Genomic DNA, 24,455 nt, shown 5'->3' with positions numbered 1-24,455 from the left:
TTTTTCATGATCTTGCCCTGCATGCGTGTTAGCTCTTTATCTGCGCTATATTGTTCTGACTCCAAGAGGTTAAGAATAAAAATAGAAGACTCATACCAGTTATTGATAATATCCGTTAACTCATTATATGAGTTTTCTTCGATAGTATTCCTAATCGCTATTAGTACCTGCAATAATGCGGTACCAATAGTGAATGTGGCTCCATCAAAGTCGTATTTATCGACGTAAATGTTCTGTGACCCAGTTGAAGCGGCTTCAAATTGAGAAAAGCTAGGAAGCTCTGAAAGAGCATGATTTTCGAGGAATTCATCTATTTCATCAGCAGTCATATCAACAGCTTCTAAACGATAATCTGAGCCTTTTAGAGCCTCAAGAAGTATGGCGTTTTGAAACTGCCTAATCCAGCGGTCGTTAAAGAAGTCCATTAAAGGTTTAGGTAGGTAACTGCACAACAGAGTGTAGTTCATTTCTTTGTGCCCAAGAGCTTCAGCTACGGCAGTCATGGAGTGCGTTTCCAAATAGGTTAGAAGAGCCTTATTTCTTCTAACTGAACGAAGGGACGCCATATCTGCAATGACAGCTGCTTCCTCTTGAGTAATAAGTATTTCATTGGAAAATAATGATTTATCAGTCATCCAACCAATAAATGTTGGCGACGTGTCGTAGCTTGTTAACCTGCTTGACTGACTAGCCTTGTTTACATTCGCAGTGAGTAACATTTTCCGCCAAGAGGTATCTTTTTTATTCCTGAGGTTGTCGCGAGCTATAGCGGTGTGCTCGATGAGGTATTCAACCACTTCCTTTGAAAATTCGTTTAAAATGATTGGTTGTTGAGCTTTTGATAGACCTCTACGACGTTTAACACTATCAATTAAGAATTGGTTTCCAGATTGGATAAAACCAGTTTGATCGCCATTCTTGTTAAATAGCTCCCACTTTTCGAGCCAAGATGGAGTAATTTGAGGATGCTGTTGAATCAATAAGTTACACATAATCGCTAGGCTAGCGACAGTTGGAAGATTCAATTCATAATTAAGATCCCGTGAGTTGCCTGCAAACCCCAAAAAACTAACGTAACCTGATTTCTTCCCTGCGATTCCATATGTATGGAATGTGGCAACTGTATTTGCAACATGCTTATCTCCTACAGGCACATCTGATCCATAGGCTCGTGTCAGTGGCTTTATTACGCCGCTGCAACGGTACAAGTCATTGCGCTTGTCAATTTTTTTAAACTCTTTGAATTTTGTATAACAAATGTGGTGAATGTGTTTTAAATCTCTCTCAACCCTTGATTGAATAATGGTTAAGGCTTCTTCATCCTTTATTCTCAAAGGGATATCTGCAAACCATCGATCTTTTTCGATTTTTGATGCTTGACCTCCGATCGAAAAAGTGAATATAGAATCTTTTGGTGACTTCCATATCGGAGTCACAAATGGCTTAATTGGAGGATCAAATATACCTGTTTGGATGAAGCATTTCTGAAAGTGCTCTACTGACCTTTTCCATGTTAGAAAAAAATGTTTGGGGTCGTTATTTTTAGCCAAACATTCAGCAAAAAGAAGGTTCATGATTTTGAGGAAAAACTGATGTAGGTTTTCGTGATTCAATTGGTCATTAATGTCTTTTTGTTTAGAGCAAACTATGGACATCGCTCTGAATAGATTATTGAAGTTATTAACTACAGTACGAGCTGAAGACTGAAGCATTTTTGAGGTGTAATCGTTGAGAGCATTATGCAACAACGTAGCAAATTCTTTGCCGTGCCCTGTGTAGATTGGATCAAGAAACAGCTCATACTCTTGACCATTTTTGCTAACCGCGCGCCACCCATTGAGATAATCGCGCTTGGTGTTATCAATGCTCAGGGCGTTATACCTATCGATACACCTGTGTAAATCATCTGTAATATAGTTAGTGGAGAGTTTAATTTTCTGAAGTTGCAGGCCTCTTTCTTTGGCTAGGAGGCTAAAGGCTATTCTGAATGGGTTAATTAGGCTATACGAGCAATCTCGCTTTACTTCTGATTCCTTATGTAGAAAACCGATAAATTGTTCAAAATGAAGATTCAGAGCAGAGGCATCATTCAGGATATCAATACCACTATACCCCTTTGACTTAACTAGGTAACAGAAGGATGCATAAATATTTAATTTTTTCTGTATTACAGCACCTTCTACCTTGCCTTTAACTATAGAAGATTGCGGGAAAATATCGTTGGAAAGGTGGTGAGAATAACAGGGTGATAGAGACGAAGTGATTTGAGATAGCTCTTTTAATATCGGGATTCTCATATGCGTACTGAATTATATAGTGTGTATAATCTTTAGCCTAGTAGACAATTGACAGTTGTCAATTAAAAAATCTAAAGTATTTGGCAAAAAAATACAGTTTAATTATACAGTTACGAATTTATTGACAAGATTTGATATTGGGAGATTAAACTGGCGGTCGAAGTAAATCATCATGCCACCGAAGAAATTCGACAGTAAGTCCTTAGCCGCTAAACCGACGATCAAGCCACCAACACCACCAAAGGTGAGTAAGCCGGAAAGACTGAGCCCAAATGCCTGCATAATGGTTAGGCCGCCCATCACCATAAAGAACAAGCGAGCGACTTTCGCTATCGCTTGTACAGTGGTTTCGTCTCTGGTTTTTTGCTCTAAGACATAGGCTTCAGTGTTAGTGATCATTCGTAAGGTAAACCAAACGAATGTACAGATAATCAATATGTGTTTAAGCGTTTTTAACCAATTGATTTCATTGCCAAACTGGTCTTGAAGTATTAGCCCGATAGAGACTGTAGCAGGCCAACACCAAAGTAATGTGCTGACAGGGGTTTTTAGTGCTTCTAGCAGTAGATCGTCCCAGTGGAATGGGGTTTTCTGAACCAGAATTTCTAAGCGATTATGGATAATTCGCCAAGCTACCCAAGCGAGAAAACTCGCAATAGTGATGAATAGGACGCTGTTTGCCCAATCACTATGGCTCTGGTTGATGTAGGTTTGTACTTGGGTTATGAATTCATTCATTGTGTGTGCTGCCGCAGAAATTATGAATTGGAAATTAGCAGAAACTCGAGTTGTTCTCTACCTTTATAAATCAAGCGATTATGACAATAGTATAACCTTATTCTTGCAGAACTAACTTTTTTTGAGATAGAAACTAATGTAGGTTTGGCTATCCCGTGTAATTAAAATTTCTAAACAGGATTTCAAATGAGCGACAAACAATATGCAGTTATCGGTTTAGGGCGATTTGGTCTGTCTGTTTGCAAAGAGCTACAAAGTTCAGGGGCACAGGTACTGGCCGTCGATATTGATGAAGAGCGAGTGAAAGAAGCGGCGGCTTTTGTTTCACAAGCGATTGTTGCGAACTGTACAAGCGAGGAGACAGTTAAAGAGTTAAGACTCGACGATTACGACATGGTGATGGTGTCGATTGGCTCTGATGTTAATTCCAGTATTCTGACTACTCTGGTGGTAAAAGAGTCAGGCGCAAAAGCTGTTTGGGTAAAGGCGAACGATAAGTTTCACGGCAAGATTCTCTCTAAGATTGGTGCTGACCATATCATCATGCCCGAGCGCGATATGGGTATTCGTGTTGCTCGTAAGATGCTGGACAGACGCGTTCTCGAATTTATCGACCTTGGCAGTGGCTTAGCGATGACGGAGATTGTTATTGGTTCTAAACTGTTGGGTAAGAAACTTGGCGATCTTAAGCTGTGTAAAGAAAATGGTGTTGAGGTACTTGGCTTCAAGCGAGGGCCGAACCTCACTAAAGCACCAGAATTGGATGTGAGTTTAGAAATTGGGGATGTGGTGATCATCGCTGGGCCGAAAGAGACCTTATCTAGAAAGCTACGCAATTGGTAATTGGCAATAAGGTAACAGTATGAATTCGTTAAAACGAAAAGGTACTTTCTACACGCTTAAGAGTGATAAAAAGCCACGTAAAGGCTCTGAACCTAAGATTATCCTTACGAGCTTCTTAGGCGTACTTATCCCCTCTGCAATATTGTTGACGATGCCTGTATTTTCTGTGACAGGCCTAAGTTTTACGGATGCACTGTTTACAGCAACCTCGGCGATCAGTGTGACAGGATTAGGTGTTGTCGATACCGGTGAGCATTTCACCTTGGCGGGTAAAATCTTACTGATGTTCTTGATGCAAGTCGGCGGGTTAGGGCAGATGACTCTATCTGCGGTACTGCTTTACATGTTCGGTGTTAGGTTAAGCCTTAAACAACAAGCACTCGCGAAAGAAGCGCTTGGCCAAGATCGTAAGATTAACCTTCGTAAATTGGTTAAGAAGATCATCATCTTTGCATTAGTGGCTGAATTTATCGGTTTTGTATTGCTCTGCTTCCGCTGGGTACCTGAGATGGGATGGTCAACGGGCAGTTTTTATGCTCTATTTCATGCGATATCTGCATTCAATAACGCAGGTTTTGCACTGTTTTCAGACAGTATGATGAGTTTTGTTGATGATCCGCTGGTGATCTTCACCTTAGCTGGCTTGTTTATTTTCGGTGGGCTAGGCTTCACGGTAGTGGGTGACCTATCCAGTAATTGGCGTAAAGGTTTTCGACATCTTCATTTACACACTAAGATTATGCTAACCGCAACCCCGACTTTATTGTTGGTGGGTACGGTATTGTTCTGGCTGCTGGAAAGAAATAACTCAGCAACCATGGAAGGGCTATCGACTCAAGGACAGTGGCTAGCCGCATTTTTCCAGTCGGCAAGTGCTCGTACTGCTGGCTTTAATAGTGTGGATTTGTCTCAATACACTCAGCCGGCATTGCTGGTAATGATTGTACTGATGTTGATTGGTGCCGGTTCTACCTCAACGGGTGGTGGTATTAAGGTTTCGACCTTTGCCGTCGCGTTTGTTGCGACGTGGACGTTTTTACGCCAGAAGAAACATGTAGTGATGTTTAAGCGAACCGTAACTTGGCAAGCGGTAACAAAGTCATTGGCCATTATTGTGGTAAGTGGGGCGTTATTAACCACCGCGATGTTTTTGTTAATGCTTACTGAAAAGGCAGCGTTTGATCGAGTCATGTTTGAGGTGATTTCAGCCTTTGCAACGGTTGGCTTAACCGCTGGCTTAACCGCGAACCTGACTGAGCCAGGTAAATACATCATGATTGTTGTTATGGTGATTGGACGTATCGGTCCTTTGACCTTGGCTTATATGCTAGCTCGCCCAGAACCTTCCTTGTTGAAATATCCAGAAGACACGGTGTTGACTGGTTAATTAGGTTCACGGGCTGATAAATAAAGCTCTGTAAATAAAAACAAAGCCAGCGATATGCTGGCTTTGTTGTTATAGGCTGTTCGTTAAATGCTGAATGCTTAGCCCTCAAACATCTCAACGTATTCCTCATAGCCTTCTTCTGCTAATTTATCCGCTGGGATAAAGCGCATTGCGGCTGAGTTCATGCAGTAACGTAAGCCTGTTGGTTTTGGACCATCTTTAAATACATGTCCCAAGTGAGAATCACCAAACTTACTGCGAACCTCTGTTCTTGGGTAAAGCAGTTTGTAGTCAGTAGTTGTGACGACATAAGCCTCGCTGATTGGCTGTGTAAAGCTCGGCCAACCTGTACCTGACTTGTATTTGTCTTTTGATGAGAACAAAGGCTCACCGGTAACGATATCAACGTAAATACCTTCTTGCTTGTTATCCCAGTATTTGTTGTCAAATGGGCGCTCAGTAGCGTCTTCTTGCGTTACATCGTATTGAAGTGCTGTAAGCTTCGCTTTGATCTCTGCATCAGACGGTTTTACGTATGTTTTAGCATTCGCTGTCGCATTCTTACTGTCGATGATCTGACGTAGTGTTTTAGGGTTGTCCTTTCTATCATCACCGAAGATTTTATCTAAATACTGATCACGACCTGAAGCGTAACGATAGTAGTTATAACGAACCTTACTCTTCTTGTAATAATCTTGGTGGTAATCTTCTGCTGGCCAGAACTTCTCAAATTTTATCAGTTCTGTTTTTAGTGGTGCACCAAAGATATTAGCTTTGTCGATCTCCATCATGAAGTTCTGAGCAACATCTTTTTGTGCTTGGTTATGATAGAAAATAGCCGGTCGATAATGACGGCCTCGGTCTACAAAAGAGCCTTTGTCATCGGTTGGATCGATGTGTCTGAAGAATTGGTCAAGAACCTGTTCATAGCTAACAACATCAGGGTTGTAAGTCACGTTTATCACTTCGATGTGACCCGACTTGCCTGAGGATACTTGTTTGTAGGTTGGGTTTTCTAGTTCACCGCCAGAATACCCAGAGATAACGTCGGTGACGCCTGTCAGCTTTTCTAGGTCGGATTCTGTACACCAAAAACAACCACCAGCCAGTGTCGCGATTTCACTATTACCTGAATTAGCTGTTTTATCCATTGTATTGGCAGTGCCAGTCTGGCTTACAAACAGCGAAATCAGTGGTAGCGCAACCACGAGTGATACCAATATTTTAGATAATTTATTCATAGATACCTCATCTTGACGTTCTTCTCATTCGATTTTGAATGTACGAATAGAGACAGGTTTTAGATGGAAAAAATTGCATCATTCACAAAAAAATATGTCGCCGAGAAAATCTTGCTCATAAATGCCGCCAGTAGTAGGGTGTCAGTATTGATATCCAATAATAGACAGCGATGGCGGTTATCGTACATCTAAGGAACAACATGCAAGCAGAAGTTAAATGGGTCGAAGGCTTTAAATTCCTAGGTCAATCTCAATCTGGCCACTCTGTAGTAATGGATGGCAGTGGTGGTGCAACCGCGCCAAGCCCAATGGAAATGGTCCTTATGGCCGCTGGTGGTTGTAGCTCTGTTGATGTAGTGGACGGTTTGAAATCTGCGGGTCAAAGCATCACTGGTTGCAATGCAAAGCTTGAAACCAAACGTCGTGAAACAGCGCCGAAAATCTTTACTGTGATTAATATTCACTTTGAAGTGTCTGGTGACAACCTTGATCCTGAGCAGGTCGCTAAGGTGTGTGCGGATTCATTAGAAAAGTACTGTTCTGTATGTCTAATGTTGGGTGCTGGCGTAGAGATGACTCATAGCTGGGAAATCGTTTAGTTTTCGGTTTGTACAGCCTAGCTTGGGGCCGGTACTTTTCGGCTTACGGCTTATTAGTAAAGACAGATACAGAAAAGGGCGGAGCACTTTGAGTGCTCCGCCCTTATTATTTCGGCTAAGGTAGAGTGCTGTTATTCAGCAGTTTCTACGATAACTTCTTCAACTTGTACTTCTTCTTGGTATTCGAAACCAGGGATCGTTGCGTCAACACGACGGTTTTGAGCACGACCTTCAGCTGTAGCGTTTGATGCAATTGGATTCTCTTCGCCTTCACCTGACGCTGTAATTCGGTCTGCTTCAATGCCTTGCTCTTCGATGTATGCCGCTACAGCTGCTGCACGCTTCTTAGAGATCATCATGTTGTATTCAGCTGCGCCTGTTGAGTCTGTGTGACCAACAACATCAACTGTTGATTGAGGGTGAGCTTTAAGTACTTCAACTAATGGCATTAATGCAATTTTGCCATCTGTAGACAGTTCAGTACTGTTAGTCGCGAACATTTCTTGAGAGTAGCTCTCTGTTTGCGCTTTAGTTACAACGACAGTCGTTTTCTCTTCAACAACAACTGCAGGCTCTGTGATTGGCTCAGATGGCGCTTGAGTCACTGCTACTGCAGAAGCTGTTGCAGCCGCCGCTGATGCTGTTGTGTTGCCAGTACCGAAGTTGTAGCTAACACCAACTGATAGTAGGTTCGAGTTCAGGTCTTGAACGTAGTTGTCGTCGAAGTCATCAAAATATTGGTATTCAACACGCAATGCCCAATCAGAAGAAAGCTGCTTCTCTAGACCGATGCCAGCAGAAAGAACAACGTCATCTTCGCCACCGTGTGAAATGTATGCCGGGCCCGCTTTGAAGAATACATCAAACTCTTGTTGTACTGCTAGACGGTACATTGGAGTTAGCGAGATTGCGATTAGTGGGTCGCTGAACGCAGCTGTTGTACCGTTTTTTGAAAAGCTTGTCTTGTAGTCGCCAAGGAAGTCTGAGCTTAGCTCAATACCAAATTTGTCATTAAAATTGTAACCAGAGTAGATGCCTGCACCAATTGCATCATCATCACATTTAGCACCGGCTACACATGCGCTGTCTAGCCAGCCCATACCCACTTTTGCACCTACATAAGTGGTTGCAGCAATAGAAGGCGCTGCTGCTAGGCCTGAAGCGGCAACAACAGCACACATGATTTTTGACAGTCTTTTCATAATCTTATCCTTGGATTAGCTATTATTGTTATCTGAACTTACCAGTAAAACGATCACTTATTGGGTTACGACACTGCTTATAATAAGTAAATCAAGGTGTTGGTTCAGGTGAACCTGTTTCTTTCTCAGTACTTATATTGTTAATCTGATTGCGTATTGGAGTCAATGAAATTGTTAAATATTATATATTTAAGATGCCTTTATTGTTGATTTTATCATTTGTTGGAATGTTTATGTTTATGTTTAAGCTATAGCCTAGCCTCGTCTATTTACCAGTGGCGCTACGGGTAATAAGTAAAAAACTTGCGCTTTATCATGCTTATAAAACAAAAATCCCCACCCAATATGTATAACTCGAATGAGTACATGATTGGATAGGGATTTGAATTGAAGCTATAGCGGTATTTTCACGTTTTACATCACGTAATAGCTCGACTTTGTTTATGGACGCTCACCCGCCAATAAACGCTTCTCGATATCTGCAATTACGCTAGGTAAGTCTGCAATGGTATCGATCAGGTAATGAGGGTTTGATTTGTTCAGCTTCACGCTTGCTTTTTCACGCGCCGTTGCCAGAGTTGCTTCGTCTGCGTCTAAGTATTCTTGATACGTTAAGCCTGCTTCGTTACCTGATAGAACAAGGCCTACCGTCCACATGCCTGCGTTGTGACCTTCATCAATGCCGGGTGCTGCGTCATCCACTTTCACACACGCTGCAACGCTCGTCACGCCTAGGTCAATGACGTTTTTAAGTGCCATGAATGGAGCTGGGCGACCGCCTTGAGGTAAGTCATCGGTCGCTACCACGTTATCTGGTCGGTAACCGTAATCTGCAGCAGCAGGAATTAAAACATCCATCACTTCACGTGGGTAACCTGAACAAGACCCGATCTTCACGTTCTTCTCTTTTAGGTTATTGACCACTTCTATCGCATTCAAAATAGGTGCTGCGTGATCGGCTACTTTCGCTTTTTGAAGAGGCATGAATGCCGCGTAGATCGCGTCAACGTCTTCACTTGTCATTGAGCGTCCGAACTGAGCTTTCCAACGAGCGTCAACAGCAGGAATTCGACCCACTGCTTGGATGTGGTCCCATTTGCCGATCCCCATAGGTTCACGCGCTTCTGCTAAATCGATATCAAAGTCGAAACCTTGTCTGAATGCTTCAACGAAAATACTGGTTGGAGCAAATGACCCAAAATCAACGATAGTGCCGGCCCAGTCAAAGATAACCGCTTGGATAGGTGATGTTGTATTCATAGTCGTGTCCTATTTCTGTTCTCTCCCAACTCAGGTTGTTCTGGGAGATGAATGATTGTTTTAGGTTATTGGTTACTTGAAATTATTGCTTCAAGGCATGCTTTTAAAGGTGGTTTAAAGGTATTCAAAGTCTTTGCAGATTTTTGCTATCGCTTTTTCGAATACAGACAGAGCGACTTGTAGCTCGCTGCGACTGATGATCAATGGCGGGCTTAATTGAATCACGTTACCTTGTGACACCTTAAAGCTCAGGCCATCGTTCAGACATTGGTAAAGTACTGCTTCTGCTTCATCGAACGCTCGGTTTTTGGTGATATGGTCAGTGACCAATTCCACTCCCCAGAGCAGGCCGATGCCGCGAATGTCACCAATGACTGGGTATTTCTCTTTCATTTGAAGCAGTTGTTCACGCACGAATGCGCTGTCTGCTTGCACTTTTTCAAGTAGATTTTCTTGCTCAATCACTTCCATCGTAGCCAGTGCCGCCGCGCAACCGATAGGGCTTTTCTCATGGGTGTAATGACCAAGTGAGACTTGTGCTGCTGTGTTGTATTTGTCTTTAGTGACCATGGCTGCAATTGGAACCAAGCCGCCGCCAAAACCTTTACCGATACAAAGAATGTCAGGTTCGATATCAAAAGCTTGGTGAGTGAACCATTCGCCACTACGACCCATACCGTTTGGAATATCGTCGATGATCAACATGACGTTATGCTTATCACAAATCTCACGGATTCGCTTCCAGTAAGCCTTACTTGGCACTTGAACGTCTGTGTTACGAACCGCTTCTGCAATGAAGGCTCCAATGCCGCCTTCTTTTTCAATCACGTACTCTAGGTAATCCGCATAACGCACATCACATGTGGTCTCGTTCGCATCGCCGGAGTTTTGCCCGCGAAGCGATAAAGAGTCATTAAGCGGGAAAGCACCACGATAAGAGACCGCTGGTGGAATGCGCTCTACGCCAGCCATTAATGGCCCCATGCCTTCGCGGAAACACGCTTCGCCACCTACTGAAATTGCATCGAGTGACGCGCCATGGAATGAGTCCCACAAAGACACTACTTTGAAATTGTTGGTGACATGTCGAGCAAGTTTTAGCGCCATGCCGATCACTGATGTGCCACCGGGAGCAAACAACACGCGATTCAAATCACCACCGCAGATCTGTGTGAGTTTCTCAGCACACTGAACGGCCGTCTCATTGGTAAAGCGACGCGGTGAAAACGGCAATGACGCCATTTGCTGAGTCACTTTATTGATGATGTGTGGGTGACCATAACCTAGCTGGTGAACATTATTGCCGTGAAAGTCCATGTACTTCTTGCCCGTCGCATCTTGAATGTAGATGCCTTCGGCTGCTTCAAGTGTGTCTAGGCAAGGCGTTGACATGGCTTGATGAAGAAACACGTCAGCATCACGCTTTAACATTACTTGAGTCGCATCATCGTTTAGCGACTCGTTCCATTTTTCGCGTGCTGGCGTGGTGTTCACATCGCCTTCGCTTCGAAAGTGTGTCGCCTTTAGAACTGGCTCTGGATTGGTCGTCGTCATTATTTGATGTCCCAGTACATAGCGTTTTTCACTGCGCTAATGAGAGCTTCAATGTCTGACGGATACACTTCACCAATGTTACCGATTCGGAAGCAGTCTGCGTTTGAAACCTTGCCCGGGTAAATCACAAACCCTTGCTCTTTCAAACGGTCATAGAATTCCTTGAATTGGTAATCGCTATGAGTTGGAGAATAGAAAGAGGTGATGATAGGTGAATGAAGGTCATCATTAAGCAGTGGTTCAAAACCAAGAGAGCGCATACCTGCAACCAATGTGGTTTGGTTGGTTTGGTAGCGACTATGACGAGCTTCGATGCCGCCTTCTTGTTCCAATTCAAGTAGAGCTTGGTAGAAAGCGCGCACTGTATGAGTCGGAGACGTGAAGCGCCATTTACCATGGTTGCTTTCCATGCAGTGCCACTGGTCAAACAGGTCAAGGCTTAATGAGCGAGCTTGGCCTTTGCATTTTTCCAGTTCCGATTGCTTCGCAATAACAAAGCCGAATCCAGGTACACCTTGAATACACTTGTTTGCCGAGCTGATCATGTAATCAATACCTAAGTCAGCAATATCCATAGGGATGCCACCAAAGCTCGACATCGCATCAAGAATGACGGTTTTGTTGTGCTGTTTTGCCAATTTGGCAATCTCTTCGATTGGATTCAACATACCTGTAGTGGTCTCACAGTGCACAATCGCAACGTGAGTAATATCTGAATCCATAGCCAATGCCGTTTCCATTTTGTTCAAGTCAGGCTGTGATGTTTCACCTGGGGAAACGACATGGCATGGAATGTTTAAATATTCTGCGATTTGAGCAATACGAGCACCATACGCACCGTTATCGACCACAAGAAGCTTATCGCTGTTAGAGATAACGCTACCGATTGTTGCTTCAACTGAAGCAGTGCCGCTGCCTTGCATTAATACACTTGTATATCCCGCCTGCTTAGTCGCCAAAGTAACAAGCTTGCTACGAATCACCTCAACAACGTCTTTGTTGTATTCATCATCCCAAGTACACCAGTCTTTTAGCATCGCTTGGCGAACGGTTTCAGAAGTAGATAAAGGGCCCGGTGTCAGCAGTAAGTATTCGTTTCTCATGTTCAACTCTCGTGATTTTAATTTTGGACTATACCAATATTTAGAGTTACTTTAACAACCAATTTAAACGGTCGTAAATAGCCCAAACATCATTTTCACAAAAGCTTCATATTAAAAATGGTCACTTGTCTTGAGAAAGTTTTCGATCTTTAAATTGCCATTTTTTGTTCATTTAATCGTCATAAAAGCCAGTTAGCTTAATACTTGAAATCTGGTACATACCAATGCAAAGGTGTGTGTTAACAACCTAAATGAATTTATGGATATAGAAGCCTCTAGATGGAGCTTCTAGCCTTAACAACTTTAACCTTGGCAATTCCTAACCTTGGCATCGGGCCTGACTGGAGAAAATGATGAAAAACCGTTTTATGAAAGGATCACTTGCAGCTTTAGTTACTCTATTGGCTGGTAATGCTTATGCAGCACAGGAAGTGACGGTTTACACCGCTTTTGAAACTGACATTTTAGCGAAGTACAAAAACGCATTTGAAAGTGAAAACCCAGACATCAACATCAAGTGGGTACGTGATTCAACTGGGATCATGACGGCAAAATTATTGGCCGAAAAAAACAACCCGCGTGCAGAGGTAGTTTGGGGACTTGCTGGTTCTTCAATGGCACTGCTTAAAGAAGAGGGCATCCTGAAACCTTATATGCCTCAAGGTGTAGAAGCATTACGCGCTAACCTTAACGACCCACAGTCTACTCAAGCTTGGTACGGTAATGATGCATTCTTCAATGCAGTTTGTTTCAACGAAGTGGTGGCTAAGCAACTTAACTTACCTGCACCTAAATCTTGGGATGACCTAACGAAGCCTATCTATAAAGGCCACATTGCTATGCCAAACCCAGCATCTTCTGGTACGGGCTACATGCAGGTTTCGGCTTGGTTACAAAACATGGGTGAAGACCAAGGTTGGAACTACATGCAGAAGCTAGACCAAAATATTGCTCACTACACGCACTCAGGTTCTAAGCCATGTGTTCAAGCGGGCATGGGTGAAGTCGCTATCGGTATTTCTATGGCGAGCCGTGGCGCTAAGCTGAAAACTCAAGGCGCTCCACTTTCAGTGATTACACCTGAAGGCATCGGCTGGGAATCTGAAGCGGTAGGCCTTGTGAAGCCGTCTGATGCTGCGCAACGCGTGGTTGATTGGTCTATCTCAAAAGCAGCAAATGAGCTTTACATCGAAATGTACCCAGTTGTTGGTCACAAAGATGTGACAGGCAAAGCAGAGAACTTCCCTAATGTAGAAAAGAACATGGCAAAAATGGACTTCGCTCGCATGGGCAGCGAACGTGCCGACGTTCTTAAAACATGGTCTGACAAGTTTGACGCTAAATCAGAGCCAAAATCTTAATCTGACGACCTAGTCAGTTACTTAACTATTTAGTTCATTAGAAGTTAGAAATCAGTAAAGGAAGGCTTCGGTCTTCCTTTTTTAGTTTTACGCCTTCAGGTTTTAAGTAAGGTACAACAAATGACAAAGCACTACTCATATTGGTTCAAGCAAGCGTTGGAACAAGAGTTCGGCAACATCAATGCGGGGCTAGATTCGGCTAAGCCGCTCCAAAAAGATGTCAACTGTGATATCGCCATTGTTGGCGGTGGCTATACGGGTTTATGGACGGCGATTTTAATCAAACAACAGCAACCCGAAAAGCATGTTGTCGTGATTGAAAAAGGCCTATGTGGTAGCGGTGCTTCTGGTGCGAACGGCGGTTGCATGCTGACGTGGTCAACCAAGTATCCGACGCTGAAAAAGCTCTATGGAAAAGAACAAGCGAAATGGTTGGTTAAGGAGTCGGAAAAGGTTATATACGAGATCGAAGCCTTCTGTAACGAACACAAGATTGACGCGCATCTATATCGAAGCGGTACTTACTACACGGCGACCAATGAAGCGCAAAAGGGTGGAATGGAGCCTGTTGTTAATGATCTGGTTAAGCAGGGTATCAATAGCTGGAAGAAGTGCGACAATTCTTTGGCTGATAAAGCGGGATCTGATCGCCACATTGAGGGTTACTACTCAGAAGCTGCGGGTAGTGTGCAGCCAGCGTTATTGGCTAGAGGTTTGCGCCGAGTCGCGCTTGAACTGGGTGTCGAAATTCACGAAAACACAGAGATGACATCACTCGACTATGGCTCTCCCGCTCGAATTCAAACCAAAGGCGGGTCAGTATTTGCGGATAAAGTGATTTTGGCACTCAATGCGTGGATGCTCGATCACTTTAAAGAGTTCAAACGCAGCATTGTGGTTGTCTCTTCAGATATGGTGGTGACCAAGCCCATTCCTGAAAAGCTCAAGCAGTTTGGCCCAGAGAAAGGGGCGGCGGTGGTGGATTCGCGTATCTTTGTCCACTACTACCGAGATACCCAGGACGGACGACTCATGTTGGGCAAAGGCGGCAATAAATTCTCGTTTGCCAATCAAGTTGAAAGCATGTTTAACCAAACGACTAACTACCTGCCGATTCTCAATCAATCGTTCCAAAAACTGTTCCCTAAATTGGAACAAAGTGAATTCGATTACAACTGGTCTGGCGGCTCAGATCGTTCGGTTACCGGATTGCCATTTTTCGGTAACCTAAAAGGCCAAAGCAACATCTATTATGGGCTTGGTTACTCTGGAAATGGCGTTGCTCAAACCCGTATGGGCGGGAAGATTTTGTCAGCAATGGTACTCGATATCGACAATACTTGGACACGAAGCGGTTTAACTAAAGGCCCATTAGGGCACTTCCCGCCAGAGCCATTTCGTTGGATAGGTGCGATGATGGTGCGTGATGCGGTACGAAGAAAAGAGAACGCGGAAGATTCGGGTGACACGCCATTGTGGCTAGATAAACAGTTATCCAAACTCGCAGGTGCAGCGGGCAAAGCCGACAAGGTTGAATCATAGATTAATCTAGCGTTTAAATTAGAAGTTTACATTTAGGATCTCAGTGATTTATGAGCAAGTCACTGAGGGCTTACAACGTTGGAACGAACGGTTAATGCTGAACAAATAGCAATCTTTAATGCTTATTATATCTGCAATATAACTGTCATTTAGCTACTATAAATTTGTCACTCAACTGCAATATTCTCAGTTTAAATTTGGTATATACCATATGGAGAGTGCTGTAGTATGAGCAACCAAACTTATTTGAATATTGAAAACGTTGTAAAGCAATTTGGCCAATTTACAGCGTTAAAAGACATCTCCCTATCGATAGATAAAGGCGAGTTCGTCTGCTTCCTTGGCCCATCTGGCTGTGGAAAAACCACCTTATTACGTGCGATTGCAGGCCTAGACTTACCAACGTCAGGTTCTATTGAGCAGAACGGTAATGATACGACCTTCTTGCCACCAGAAAAGCGCGACTTTGGCATCGTGTTCCAATCTTACGCTTTGTTTCCAAATCTCACTGTGGAAGAAAACATTGCGATTGGTCTGAAAAACCAAGGCATGTCGACCAAAGAAGCCCTTGAGACGGTTGAGTCTTGGTTAGAGACCATTGGCTTACCAACGTCTGGTCAGAAATTTCCAAATCAGCTATCTGGTGGACAGCAGCAGCGTGTTGCTCTGGCTCGCGCATTAGCCTTGTCTCCAGGCTTGTTGCTACTCGATGAACCGCTTTCTGCGTTGGATGCGAAGGTAAGAACACACCTACGTGATGAGATCTGCCAACTGCAACGCAAATTGGGTATCACCACTATTATGGTGACGCACGACCAAGATGAAGCGTTAACGATGGCAGACCGTATTGTCGTGATGAATCATGGTGTTATCGAGCAGGTCGGTGCTCCTCAAGAGATCTACCAAAAACCTGTCAGTCGTTTTGTGGCTGAGTTTGTTGGTAGCATGAACTTTATTCAAGCTTCTGTTGCGGCTCAAGGCAAGATGCGTATTGCTGAGTCGATGTTACCGTTGCCAGGTTTAGATAACCTCACTCCAAAACTTGGTGATGTTTTCGATATTGCCGTTCGTCCAGAGCAAATCCAGTTTGTGGGTCGTTTTAGTGAGTCATTACCCGTGAGAATCGTATCAAGCGAATTCTTAGGGGCGTTTTATCGTGTTGAGTGTCAATTGCAACATGACTCAACGGCGAAAGAGATCATCGTTGATGTATCAGTCAAAGAGTTCAACCGATTGAAGCTGCGTCGCAGTGATATTCGTTACGTGGCGTTTGATCAAGGTGGCCTTAGAGCTTACCCATCGAAAAGCCTGCAAGTGATGGAAGACGAGGCGGCGTAAATAATCATGGAATCGACTCAAATGATGCAATCTAAGCTGCTAATTCAACGACGAGTACAACCTTTTCTTGCTCGATTAAGTAAAGACAACGTAATCCTATTTGGGCTGTTGGCCTTTTTGTCTGTGTTCATGACGCTGTTTATCCTGATGCCACTGTGGGCAATGTTGAAAAAAAGCGTTCAGAATGCAGACGGAGAATTTGTAGGATTACAGAATTTCGCAACGTATTTTGCTTCTCAAAGCCTGTGGCAGTCGGTAGGCAATACGTTCACGCTTGGGTTGTTAGTGACCGTTGTCGTGGGAGTATTAGCGTTTGGCTATGCCTATGCTTTGACTCGTTCATGCATGCCTTTCAAGGGGCTTTTTCAAGTGCTGGGTTCTGCGCCGATTCTTGCTCCGTCGTTGCTTCCTGCCATCAGTTTGATCTTCTTATTTGGCAACCAAGGTATCGCAAAAGAAGTCTTGGGTGGCAATTCGGTGTACGGCTTGATTGGTATCTCACTGGGCTTGATATTCTGGACGTTTCCACATGCCTTAATGATTTTAACTACTTCATTGAGAACCTCTGACGCTCGTCTTTATGAGGCGGCACGTGCACTCAATACTTCATCGCTAAAAACCTTCTTCATGGTGACGTTACCTGCGGCAAAATACGGTTTGATAAGTACCTTGATCGTTGTGTTTACGCTGGTGGTTTGTGACTTTGGTGTGCCAAAGGTGATAGGTGGTAGCTACAACGTGTTATCGACTGACATCTTTAAGCAGGTGGTTGGTCAACAGAACTTCTCTATGGGTGCAGTAACCAGTATCTTGCTGCTATTACCTGCGTTGCTTGCGTTTACCGTTGACCGCTGGGTTCAAAAGAAACAAAAGAGCTTGTTTGATACTCGTTCTGTCGCGTACCAACCTGAACCTAGTTCACTACGTGATGGCTTATGTTTCCTTTATTGCACCATCATCTCTGCTGCTGTGGTTATTGTGTTGGGCATGGCGATATACGGTTCGATGGTCACCTTCTGGCCTTGGAACAAAGCGCTGACGCTAAACAACTACAACTTCGCAGAAATGAGTACTTATGGTTGGGCGCCATTCTTCAACTCCTTAACGCTTGGTGCTTGGACTGCGGTTATTGGTACTGTTCTGATTTTCTTAGGTGCATACTGCATTGAGAAAGGTCGCGCCTTCGGTCCTGTTCGTCAAGCGATGCAAATGCTCAGCGTTGTTCCGATGGCCGTTCCGGGTATGGTGCTGGGTTTGGGTTATATCTTCTACTTCAATGATTTGAGTAACCCACTTAACTTCTTGTATGGCACGATGGCGTTCTTGGTGATTAATACCGTGGTTCACTACTACACGGTAGGGCACATGACGGCGTTAACGGCATTGAAACAACTGCCTTCCGAAATTGAAGCAACAGCGGCTTCGGTAAACTTACCGCAATACAAGCTGTTCTTTAAGGTGACGGTACCTGTTTGTCTGCCGGCGATTTTAGATATTGCGACATACCTGTTTATTAATGCACTTACCACGACATCTGCGGTAGTATTCTTGTATTCTACCAATACGATTCCAGCGTCAGTATCTGTACTGAATATGGACGATGCAGGTCAAACCGGTGCAGCAGCAGCGATGGCGGTGATGATCATGATATCTGCAGCGAGTGCGAAGTTGATTCATATGCTAATCAACAAGTTATTCGATAAGCGCACCCAAGCTTGGCGTAAACGCTAGCGAACCACTTATATTGCAGTTGGCCAAGGAGTGGCTGACGACAAGAACAAGAATGAAAGGAAATGAAGTGCAGTACGTAAAAATCAAAGATGTCATCGTAGAGCAGATAGAGTCGGGGATGTTAACACCACGACAGAAGCTGCCTGCGGAACGTAAGCTGGCTGAATCGTTTGATACGACTCGAGTTACCTTACGCGAAGCCTTGTCTTCACTTGAAGCGGAAGGGCGCATTTATCGAGAAGACCGACGTGGTTGGTTTATCTCTCCCGAGCCGCTTCGTTACGATCCAACACAAACGCTGAACTTCACCAATATGGCTCTATCGCAGAATCGACAGCCGAAAACTGAGTTGGTGGCGGCGAAAGGAATGTTAGCAACCAAGGAGGCGACTCGGCTTCTTGAGTTACAACCTTTCTCGGACGTTTATCGAGTAGACAGAGTTCGTTATCTTGAAGATAGGCCGGTTGTGTATGTGACCAACTACATTCGACCTGAGTTGTTCCCTAACTTGCTTGACTACGACTTGTCTAAATCGTTGACGGACATCTACCGCGAACACTTTGGTGTGGTGTATCAGAAGATCCGTTACCGAGTGAGCACAACGTCTTTACTTGGCGAGACAGCGCAAGCCCTACGTGCGACTTCTGGCTCACCTGCAATGGTTGTTGAGCGTGTTAACTACAATCAAAACGGCGATCTGATTGACTGTGATATTGAGTATTGGCGTCATGACGCGATCAGTATTGAGTCAATCGCGCAGCTAGAGCGCTAGTCATACGTTAGAACGTTAGCATATCTGCAATTATGCAGGATTGCCCAATTGAAAAGTTCAAAGGTCTCTTATTCGGAGGCCTTTTTATCACCTGTTGTCAGCCGTTGTGCTAATTCATCTATAATTTAGGAATGAAATGGAATTCTCTGCCATCGTCATCGTGACTATTTCGGCTTTGCTTCACGCGGGTTGGAACGTTCTAGGTAAATCGAATCAAGGATCGGGCTCGTCTTTCTTCTTAGCCTCTGGCTTTGCCGCTGCTGCGATATTGACTCCCTATTTGATTTGGTTCATTTACAGTGTCGGCTTTGTGGATATCACGCTTTTATTTTGGAAGCTACTTCTTTTAAGTGGTATTTGCCAAATCATCTATTTAATCGGCTTAGGTGTAGCCTACAAGCAGGCCGATATTGGGGTGATTTACCCGATGGCACGAGCGCTGCCCGTGTTGATGGTGGGTTTAGGCACGGTGTTGATAGGCTATGAGCTGTCACCTAATCAATGGTTTGGCTTCACCTTGATTACCTTGGGTTGTTTGTTTGTACCACTTAAGAAGTTTTCAGATCTTAGGTTAAAAGCGTATCTCAACCTTGGCGTACTGTGGGCGTTAATCGCGGCCATTGGTACCACGGGCTATTCCATCATTGATAAAGAAGCGCTTCTGTTACTCGATCCTTTGAGCACACCAGTTATAACTAACAAGCACACCGCGATTTTCTACCTAGGTATCCAGTTCTGGGCAATTGTGATTCCGTTGAGTGTTTGGTTATTCGTAACCAACCAAAGAATCGAGTTTACTAATGCTTGGATACTGCGAAAGAAAGCCACGCTTGCAGGCATTATGATGGCTTCGACTTATGGTTTGGTGTTATTTGCGATGACTATGACAGAGAACGTCAGCTTGGTTGTGGCACTTAGGCAAGTAAGTATCATCTTCGGCGTAGTGATGGGGTTCTACTTTTTAAAGGAAAAGTGGCACGCGACTCGCGGTGTAGGCGTCTCTCTAATTATTGCTGGCTTAGTTATCTCATTGACTTAAAAGCTCGCCGGAACGATTGGATATTTGTGCAGAGGCATCTATATTAAGCTAAATCAAAAACGCCCTTAGCGATACAAACTTCGTCAAGGGCGTTTTCTCTTTATCTAGTAAGAAGCTGTAGGTAGTAAAAGACTTAACCCGCTAAATCTTGAGCATCTTGCTGTTTCAACACTTTGTGGCCATCTTCAGTGACACCACGTTTCCAGTAGCTGCTGATGTAGATGTTCTCTTTCGCGACTTCTTTTTCGTTGCGGAAGTATTGTCTTAGCTCACGCATGCTTTCAAATTCACACGCTGTCCATATTGAAACCTGACCTTCTAACCATTCTGTGTTGCGCACGGTTTGTGAAAGTGACTCTGAGGTTTCATCTTCAATCAACCAGGTTACTTTGATACCTTGAGGAGTCTCAAGTACCTGCTTATCTGCTGCTGAGTTGATCTGAATGATAGCGTGCCCCGTTGCTGTTTCTGGGAGCGTTTTTACTTTTGCAGAAAGCGCAGGTAGGGACGTCATGTCTGCAACTAAGAAGAACCAGTCTGACTCTAGGTTAAGCCCCTGAATTAAACCAGGGCCAGCCACTGAAACCGTGTCACCCACTTTTGCGTTCATTGCCCATCGAGCCGCAAAACCACATTGCAAATCTGTAGTTATATGGCGAACAAAATCAACTTCAATCCACTGCTCTACAGGATTGTACTGACGAATGGTGTAAGTGCGCATGGTTGGGCGCTCACCTTCGTTTAGCTGGCTTAAATCAGTCGTGCCAAGTGGCGAGAATAAAAGCTTGATGTAGCCGCCGGCACATTCTGTTGGGTATTTACTTAATCCTTCACCGCTAAGCGTTATGCGCTGCATGTTTGGAGTAATTGTTGAGGTTTGAGTAACGGTTAATGTGATAGGGCTAGGCTTGCTCATATAAGGCTCTCTTAGATTTGGATTTCCACATCATAATCCTGAACTAAAAAACACTCAATACTAATAGTTATCATTTACTTTGATTTACACATGTACTACCTAACTTATACGACAGATCCTATTGAGAAACGGATCCTACAAAAAAGAGCCCTTTAGAAAACTAAAGGGCTCTTAGGATTGGTTTGACTCAGCGAACAGAATTAGCTGTTTGCTTGCTCTAGTTCAATCGTTTCTTCAGCGGCTTTCGCAGCTTCTAGCATCTTACGAATAATGAACGATGCTGCCATTGCGATACCTACCATCACGACGGCAAGAACAGTCAGCATTTGGAAGTAATCACCGTAAACCGTTTGCACGATCTCTTGTGTGATCTCTTGACCTTTCTCTAGTGCAATAGACGTTGAGAATACCGCGCCAACAATGCCTGATAGTGCGATAGCAACAGAGAACAAGCTTACTGAGAAGTTTTCAATGTGCTTAGGTGCAACAGACAGGATGAAGGCTACAACCATAGAACCAACAATAACCTCACCAAATGCTAGGAAGAAGTGGATTGCTAAGAACACTTCAGGGCGAATCAGAATATCTTCACCAACGGTTGTTACTGCCATCGTTAAGATACCGAAAGCGATCGCCGTCAGAATGAAAGAGAAACCTACTTTGGTTGCGGTAGAGAAATGAATGTTTTTCTTTTCTAGTTTAGAGAAGATGCCCGCGATGATAGGGCCAGCAACCATACACCATAGTGGGTTCATTGCCATTGAAGCTTCAGGTGCGACAGGGATGAAACCAAATAGATCGCCACGCATTGTGTTGATCGCTACCATTGTCATCGAAGTCATCATCTGACCGTAGTACACGAAGAAACATGTCGTCAGGAATGTGATGATTAAGATCGTACCCATCTTCAGCATGTCTGACTTCTTCGATTTCATCATCAAAGAGACAAAGTAGATGATCGCTGCACCACCAATTGCGTACACGATGTTCTGGCCGATATCCATGTTAGAAAACATGAAGAATACCAAACCAATCATTGCAGCAGAAAGGCCAAGGAATGCTGCCCAGTTTTTAGTGCTTACTGGTTTTTGGTCGATTTCAGCACTTGCTTCAACAAGGCCTTTGCGAACAAAGATCATCATCAGAAGCGCAGCACCGGCTAGCACCGCTGAAAGAAGGAAACCACCGTGGAAACCAACAACAAGTACTAGCATTGGGAACAGGTATTGGCCTAACAGAGCACCAATATTGTTTACTGAGTAGTTGATTGGGTAGCAGTTCTCAAAATCTTCTTGAGTTTTGAACGTGCGTTTGTAAAGACTTGGGTAAGAAGGGGACATCAAACCACGTGCATAACTTGCTAACGCAATACCACATAATGCCATCGGAACATTGGTTGCTGCTGCACCAAGTACCAGTAGAACGTAACCACTTGCGAACCCTAGGAAGGCAATGGTTAAAGATCGGTAGGCGCCTAAAAACTTGTCGGCGATAAAGCCACCTGCGATAGCAAATAGCGGTCCGATTGCAGAGAAAGCACCAACAACCATCATGGTGTCGGCTTCATTGTAGTTCAGATCTTCAAGGAAGAAACGAGTCAAGATCACCATGACGCCATAGAACGAAAGTCCGAACATCATTTGGCAGAACATCATTGATTTGTTTAATCTATTCCACATTATTTTATTCTCACGTTTGTATTAATATGTAGTGTAATTACCCGATTATAATATCATTAGTAGTAATACATAAACTGAAATATCTGTCCCAAACAGAACTTTACTCGATATATCTTTTCTTATGAGTGCATTCATATTTCTCATGAATGAGATTTGCAACGTTAGATTTTGCAAGTGGATGCATGGCGGTATGAAATTTAGCCATCATCATTTGTGGCTAAGTAATGAACTAATAAAGGGAAAATTAGAGGTAGTCATTCTATAAGTTATTTTGAGTGAGTATCACTTTCAATTGTCTGCTGGGCTTTAGCCAATAAAAAAGCCAGCTTGGTGGCTGGCTTTGTTGAGATATTGAAAACTAAGTTTACAAGAATGCCGTCTCTATAGAGGCTTTCTCTACTCGTGTTCCTGTCTGTTACTCACACGGGGGTGCCATGTGAATCACGGCCAGGCCGCCTAGAGAAGTTTCACGGTACTTCTTGTTCATGTCTTTACCTGTTTGATACATGGTCTCGATAACCTTGTCTAACGAGATAAGACACTTGCTGGTACGTTTCAACGCCATGCGCGATGCATTGATGGCTTTCATTGCACCCATTGCGTTACGTTCGATACATGGCACCTGAACAAGGCCACCGATCGGATCGCATGTCATGCCCAGTGAGTGTTCCATCGCGATCTCAGCGGCAATACAAATCTGTTCGTTGCTACCACCACGTAGGGCAGTTAGGCCTGCTGCGGCCATTGATGAAGAAACGCCGACTTCACCCTGACAACCTACCTCTGCGCCAGAAATCGAAGCGTTGGTTTTGTATAAGATGCCGATTGCGCCAGAGACTGCCAAGAAGTCTTTAAGCTGCTTGGTGTCTAGCTCCTTGATGAAACGATGGTAGTACATCAATACCGCAGGAATAACCCCAGCTGCACCGTTGGTAGGTGATGTCACGACCTGACCGCCCGCTGCATTCTCTTCACTCACGGCAAAGGCAAATAGGTTAATCCAATCCATGATCTCCATTGGATCGTTTTCAATCGAGGCATTCGCTTCAAGCTTTTTAAGCAGAGCAGGTGCTCGACGAGTGACTTCTAGGCCGCCATCAAGGATGCCTTCCGTGTCAAAGCCACGCTGCATACACAGAGACATCACCTTCCAAATTTGGTCGGCTTTCTGGTCAATCACATCCATACCTTGGAATGAAACTTCGTTACGTAGAATTAAGCCACCAAGGCTCAGTCCTTGTTGTTCGGATAGTTCAAGCAACTGGTCGGCTGAAGAGAAAGGGAACTCAACTTGTGTTTCTGCTTCCTGTTTGCCGTTTTGTAGCTCATCAGCGGTTGCGATAAAGCCACCACCAATCGAGTAGTAGGTTTCCATATCCAGGAGACTACCGCTTTCGTCAAAGGCAGAGATAGTCATGCCATTTTCATGCAGCGGAAGGTTGGTCTTGTGGAAGAGCAGATCGCTTTCTACATCGAAATAAATTTCATGGTTACCGCTAACCAATAGAGATTTATCTTCAATCGCCTTACGCATTGCTTGGTTAGCACTGGTGATTTTAATGGTGTCGGGGCGGTTACCTAGCAAACCTAACAAGGTCGCTCTGTCTGTGTGGTGACCAATACCCGTCAATGATAACGAGCCGTATAAGTCGATTTGAATACGCTTCACTTGCTTAAGCTGAGCATCAATTTTTTGGGTAAAGTTAAACCCAGCGATCATTGGTCCATTTGTGTGGGAGCTGGATGGTCCAACCCCAATTTTGTAGATATCAAAAATAGACAGCATAGTAACTTCCTGTGAAGACGGTTCGATGGACGAACTCTGTGTAAAATTTGTATTTAGTTAGTTTCAC

The 24,455-nt window shown here is 44.0% G+C and carries 18 protein-coding genes and 1 pseudogene; 9 read left to right on the top strand and 10 right to left on the bottom strand.

The window, feature by feature from the left end; genetic code table 11:
* Both AB4371_RS14640 and AB4371_RS14635 read right to left on the bottom strand, forming a co-directional pair.
* Window positions 1–2,297, bottom strand: a 2,297-nt coding sequence (locus AB4371_RS14640; protein ID WP_372150218.1) for a hypothetical protein, incomplete at its 3' end; no start/stop codon positions are given.
* Between the two features lie 141 nt (window positions 2,298–2,438).
* Window positions 2,439–3,035: pseudogene (locus AB4371_RS14635) on the bottom strand (mechanosensitive ion channel family protein); the annotation flags it as partial.
* Between the two features lie 186 nt (window positions 3,036–3,221).
* Between AB4371_RS14635 and AB4371_RS14630 the strand changes: the two are divergent.
* Together AB4371_RS14630 and AB4371_RS14625 are read left to right on the top strand one after the other, a co-directional pair.
* Window positions 3,222–3,878 carry a TrkA family potassium uptake protein gene (locus AB4371_RS14630; protein ID WP_019820412.1) on the top strand — a complete coding sequence of 219 codons (657 nt, stop codon included), beginning with the start codon at window positions 3,222–3,224 and terminating at the stop codon, window positions 3,876–3,878.
* A 19-nt stretch (window positions 3,879–3,897) separates the two neighbouring features.
* Complete coding sequence (locus AB4371_RS14625; protein ID WP_017065604.1) at window positions 3,898–5,265, top strand: TrkH family potassium uptake protein; 1,368 nt, start codon at window positions 3,898–3,900, stop codon at window positions 5,263–5,265.
* 98 nt (window positions 5,266–5,363) lie between these two features.
* Here the strand turns inward: AB4371_RS14625 and msrB are convergent, their stop codons facing one another.
* On the bottom strand, window positions 5,364–6,506 hold the full coding sequence (msrB, locus tag AB4371_RS14620) for a peptide-methionine (R)-S-oxide reductase MsrB (RefSeq protein ID WP_017061740.1): 1,143 nt from the start codon (window positions 6,504–6,506) through the stop codon (window positions 5,364–5,366).
* 200 nt (window positions 6,507–6,706) lie between these two features.
* On the opposite strand from msrB, the gene AB4371_RS14615 reads away from it, so the two are divergent.
* Complete coding sequence (locus AB4371_RS14615; RefSeq protein WP_102393590.1) at window positions 6,707–7,105, top strand: OsmC family protein; 399 nt, start codon at window positions 6,707–6,709, stop codon at window positions 7,103–7,105.
* Between the two features lie 131 nt (window positions 7,106–7,236).
* Here the strand turns inward: AB4371_RS14615 and AB4371_RS14610 are convergent, their stop codons facing one another.
* The 4 genes from AB4371_RS14610 to phnW form a co-directional block, all read right to left on the bottom strand.
* Window positions 7,237–8,307: an OmpA family protein gene (locus tag AB4371_RS14610; RefSeq protein WP_102321396.1), complete on the bottom strand. Its 1,071-nt coding sequence runs from the start codon at window positions 8,305–8,307 to the stop codon at window positions 7,237–7,239.
* A 441-nt stretch (window positions 8,308–8,748) separates the two neighbouring features.
* Complete coding sequence (gene phnX, locus AB4371_RS14605) at window positions 8,749–9,567, bottom strand: phosphonoacetaldehyde hydrolase (protein WP_136982419.1); 819 nt, start codon at window positions 9,565–9,567, stop codon at window positions 8,749–8,751.
* A 114-nt stretch (window positions 9,568–9,681) separates the two neighbouring features.
* On the bottom strand, window positions 9,682–11,121 hold the full coding sequence (locus AB4371_RS14600; protein WP_372150216.1) for an aspartate aminotransferase family protein: 1,440 nt from the start codon (window positions 11,119–11,121) through the stop codon (window positions 9,682–9,684).
* Window positions 11,121–12,224 (bottom strand): 2-aminoethylphosphonate--pyruvate transaminase, encoded by a 1,104-nt coding sequence (phnW, locus tag AB4371_RS14595; RefSeq protein ID WP_102495249.1) that lies wholly within the window; start codon window positions 12,222–12,224, stop codon window positions 11,121–11,123. The genes AB4371_RS14600 and phnW overlap by 1 nt, the downstream gene beginning before the upstream one ends.
* Window positions 12,225–12,574: 350 nt before the next feature.
* Here phnW and AB4371_RS14590 point away from each other — a divergent pair, with 350 nt between their 5' ends.
* The 6 genes from AB4371_RS14590 to AB4371_RS14565 all read left to right on the top strand — a co-directional run bounded on the left by AB4371_RS14590 (window position 12,575) and on the right by AB4371_RS14565 (window position 20,007).
* Entirely contained in the window at window positions 12,575–13,585 is a 1,011-nt protein-coding gene (locus tag AB4371_RS14590) for a putative 2-aminoethylphosphonate ABC transporter substrate-binding protein (protein ID WP_372150214.1), read from the top strand.
* Between the two features lie 120 nt (window positions 13,586–13,705).
* On the top strand, window positions 13,706–15,127 hold the full coding sequence (locus tag AB4371_RS14585) for an FAD-dependent oxidoreductase (protein WP_372150212.1): 1,422 nt from the start codon (window positions 13,706–13,708) through the stop codon (window positions 15,125–15,127).
* A 228-nt stretch (window positions 15,128–15,355) separates the two neighbouring features.
* Window positions 15,356–16,465 (top strand): putative 2-aminoethylphosphonate ABC transporter ATP-binding protein, encoded by a 1,110-nt coding sequence (locus AB4371_RS14580; RefSeq protein WP_372150210.1) that lies wholly within the window; start codon window positions 15,356–15,358, stop codon window positions 16,463–16,465.
* A 21-nt stretch (window positions 16,466–16,486) separates the two neighbouring features.
* Window positions 16,487–18,196, top strand: a complete 1,710-nt coding sequence (locus AB4371_RS14575; protein ID WP_372150208.1) for a putative 2-aminoethylphosphonate ABC transporter permease subunit — start codon at window positions 16,487–16,489, stop codon at window positions 18,194–18,196.
* 67 nt (window positions 18,197–18,263) lie between these two features.
* Window positions 18,264–18,968, top strand: coding sequence for a phosphonate utilization transcriptional regulator PhnR (phnR, locus tag AB4371_RS14570; RefSeq protein ID WP_029235340.1), 705 nt, complete (start codon window positions 18,264–18,266; stop codon window positions 18,966–18,968).
* 136 nt (window positions 18,969–19,104) lie between these two features.
* Window positions 19,105–20,007 carry a multidrug transporter gene (locus AB4371_RS14565; RefSeq protein WP_102319744.1) on the top strand — a complete coding sequence of 301 codons (903 nt, stop codon included), beginning with the start codon at window positions 19,105–19,107 and terminating at the stop codon, window positions 20,005–20,007.
* Window positions 20,008–20,140: 133 nt separating this feature from the next.
* Here AB4371_RS14565 and AB4371_RS14560 read toward each other — a convergent pair whose 3' ends face one another.
* The 3 genes from AB4371_RS14560 to AB4371_RS14550 form a co-directional block, all read right to left on the bottom strand.
* Window positions 20,141–20,923, bottom strand: coding sequence for a siderophore-interacting protein (locus tag AB4371_RS14560; protein WP_017070633.1), 783 nt, complete (start codon window positions 20,921–20,923; stop codon window positions 20,141–20,143).
* Window positions 20,924–21,123: 200 nt separating this feature from the next.
* The gene (locus AB4371_RS14555) at window positions 21,124–22,602 is read right to left on the bottom strand and encodes a peptide MFS transporter (protein ID WP_372150206.1); all 1,479 of its coding nucleotides are present in this window, start codon (window positions 22,600–22,602) and stop codon (window positions 21,124–21,126) included.
* Window positions 22,603–23,017: 415 nt separating this feature from the next.
* Complete coding sequence (locus AB4371_RS14550) at window positions 23,018–24,388, bottom strand: L-serine ammonia-lyase (RefSeq protein ID WP_017068616.1); 1,371 nt, start codon at window positions 24,386–24,388, stop codon at window positions 23,018–23,020.
* Window positions 24,389–24,455: the final 67 nt, after the last annotated feature.

The sequence above is a fragment of the Vibrio sp. 10N.261.51.A3 genome (genome assembly GCF_041471965.1).
In the GTDB taxonomy this organism is placed as follows: Bacteria; Pseudomonadota; Gammaproteobacteria; order Enterobacterales; family Vibrionaceae; genus Vibrio; species Vibrio crassostreae_C.
This window is presented reverse-complemented; position numbering and strand designations above follow the sequence as displayed.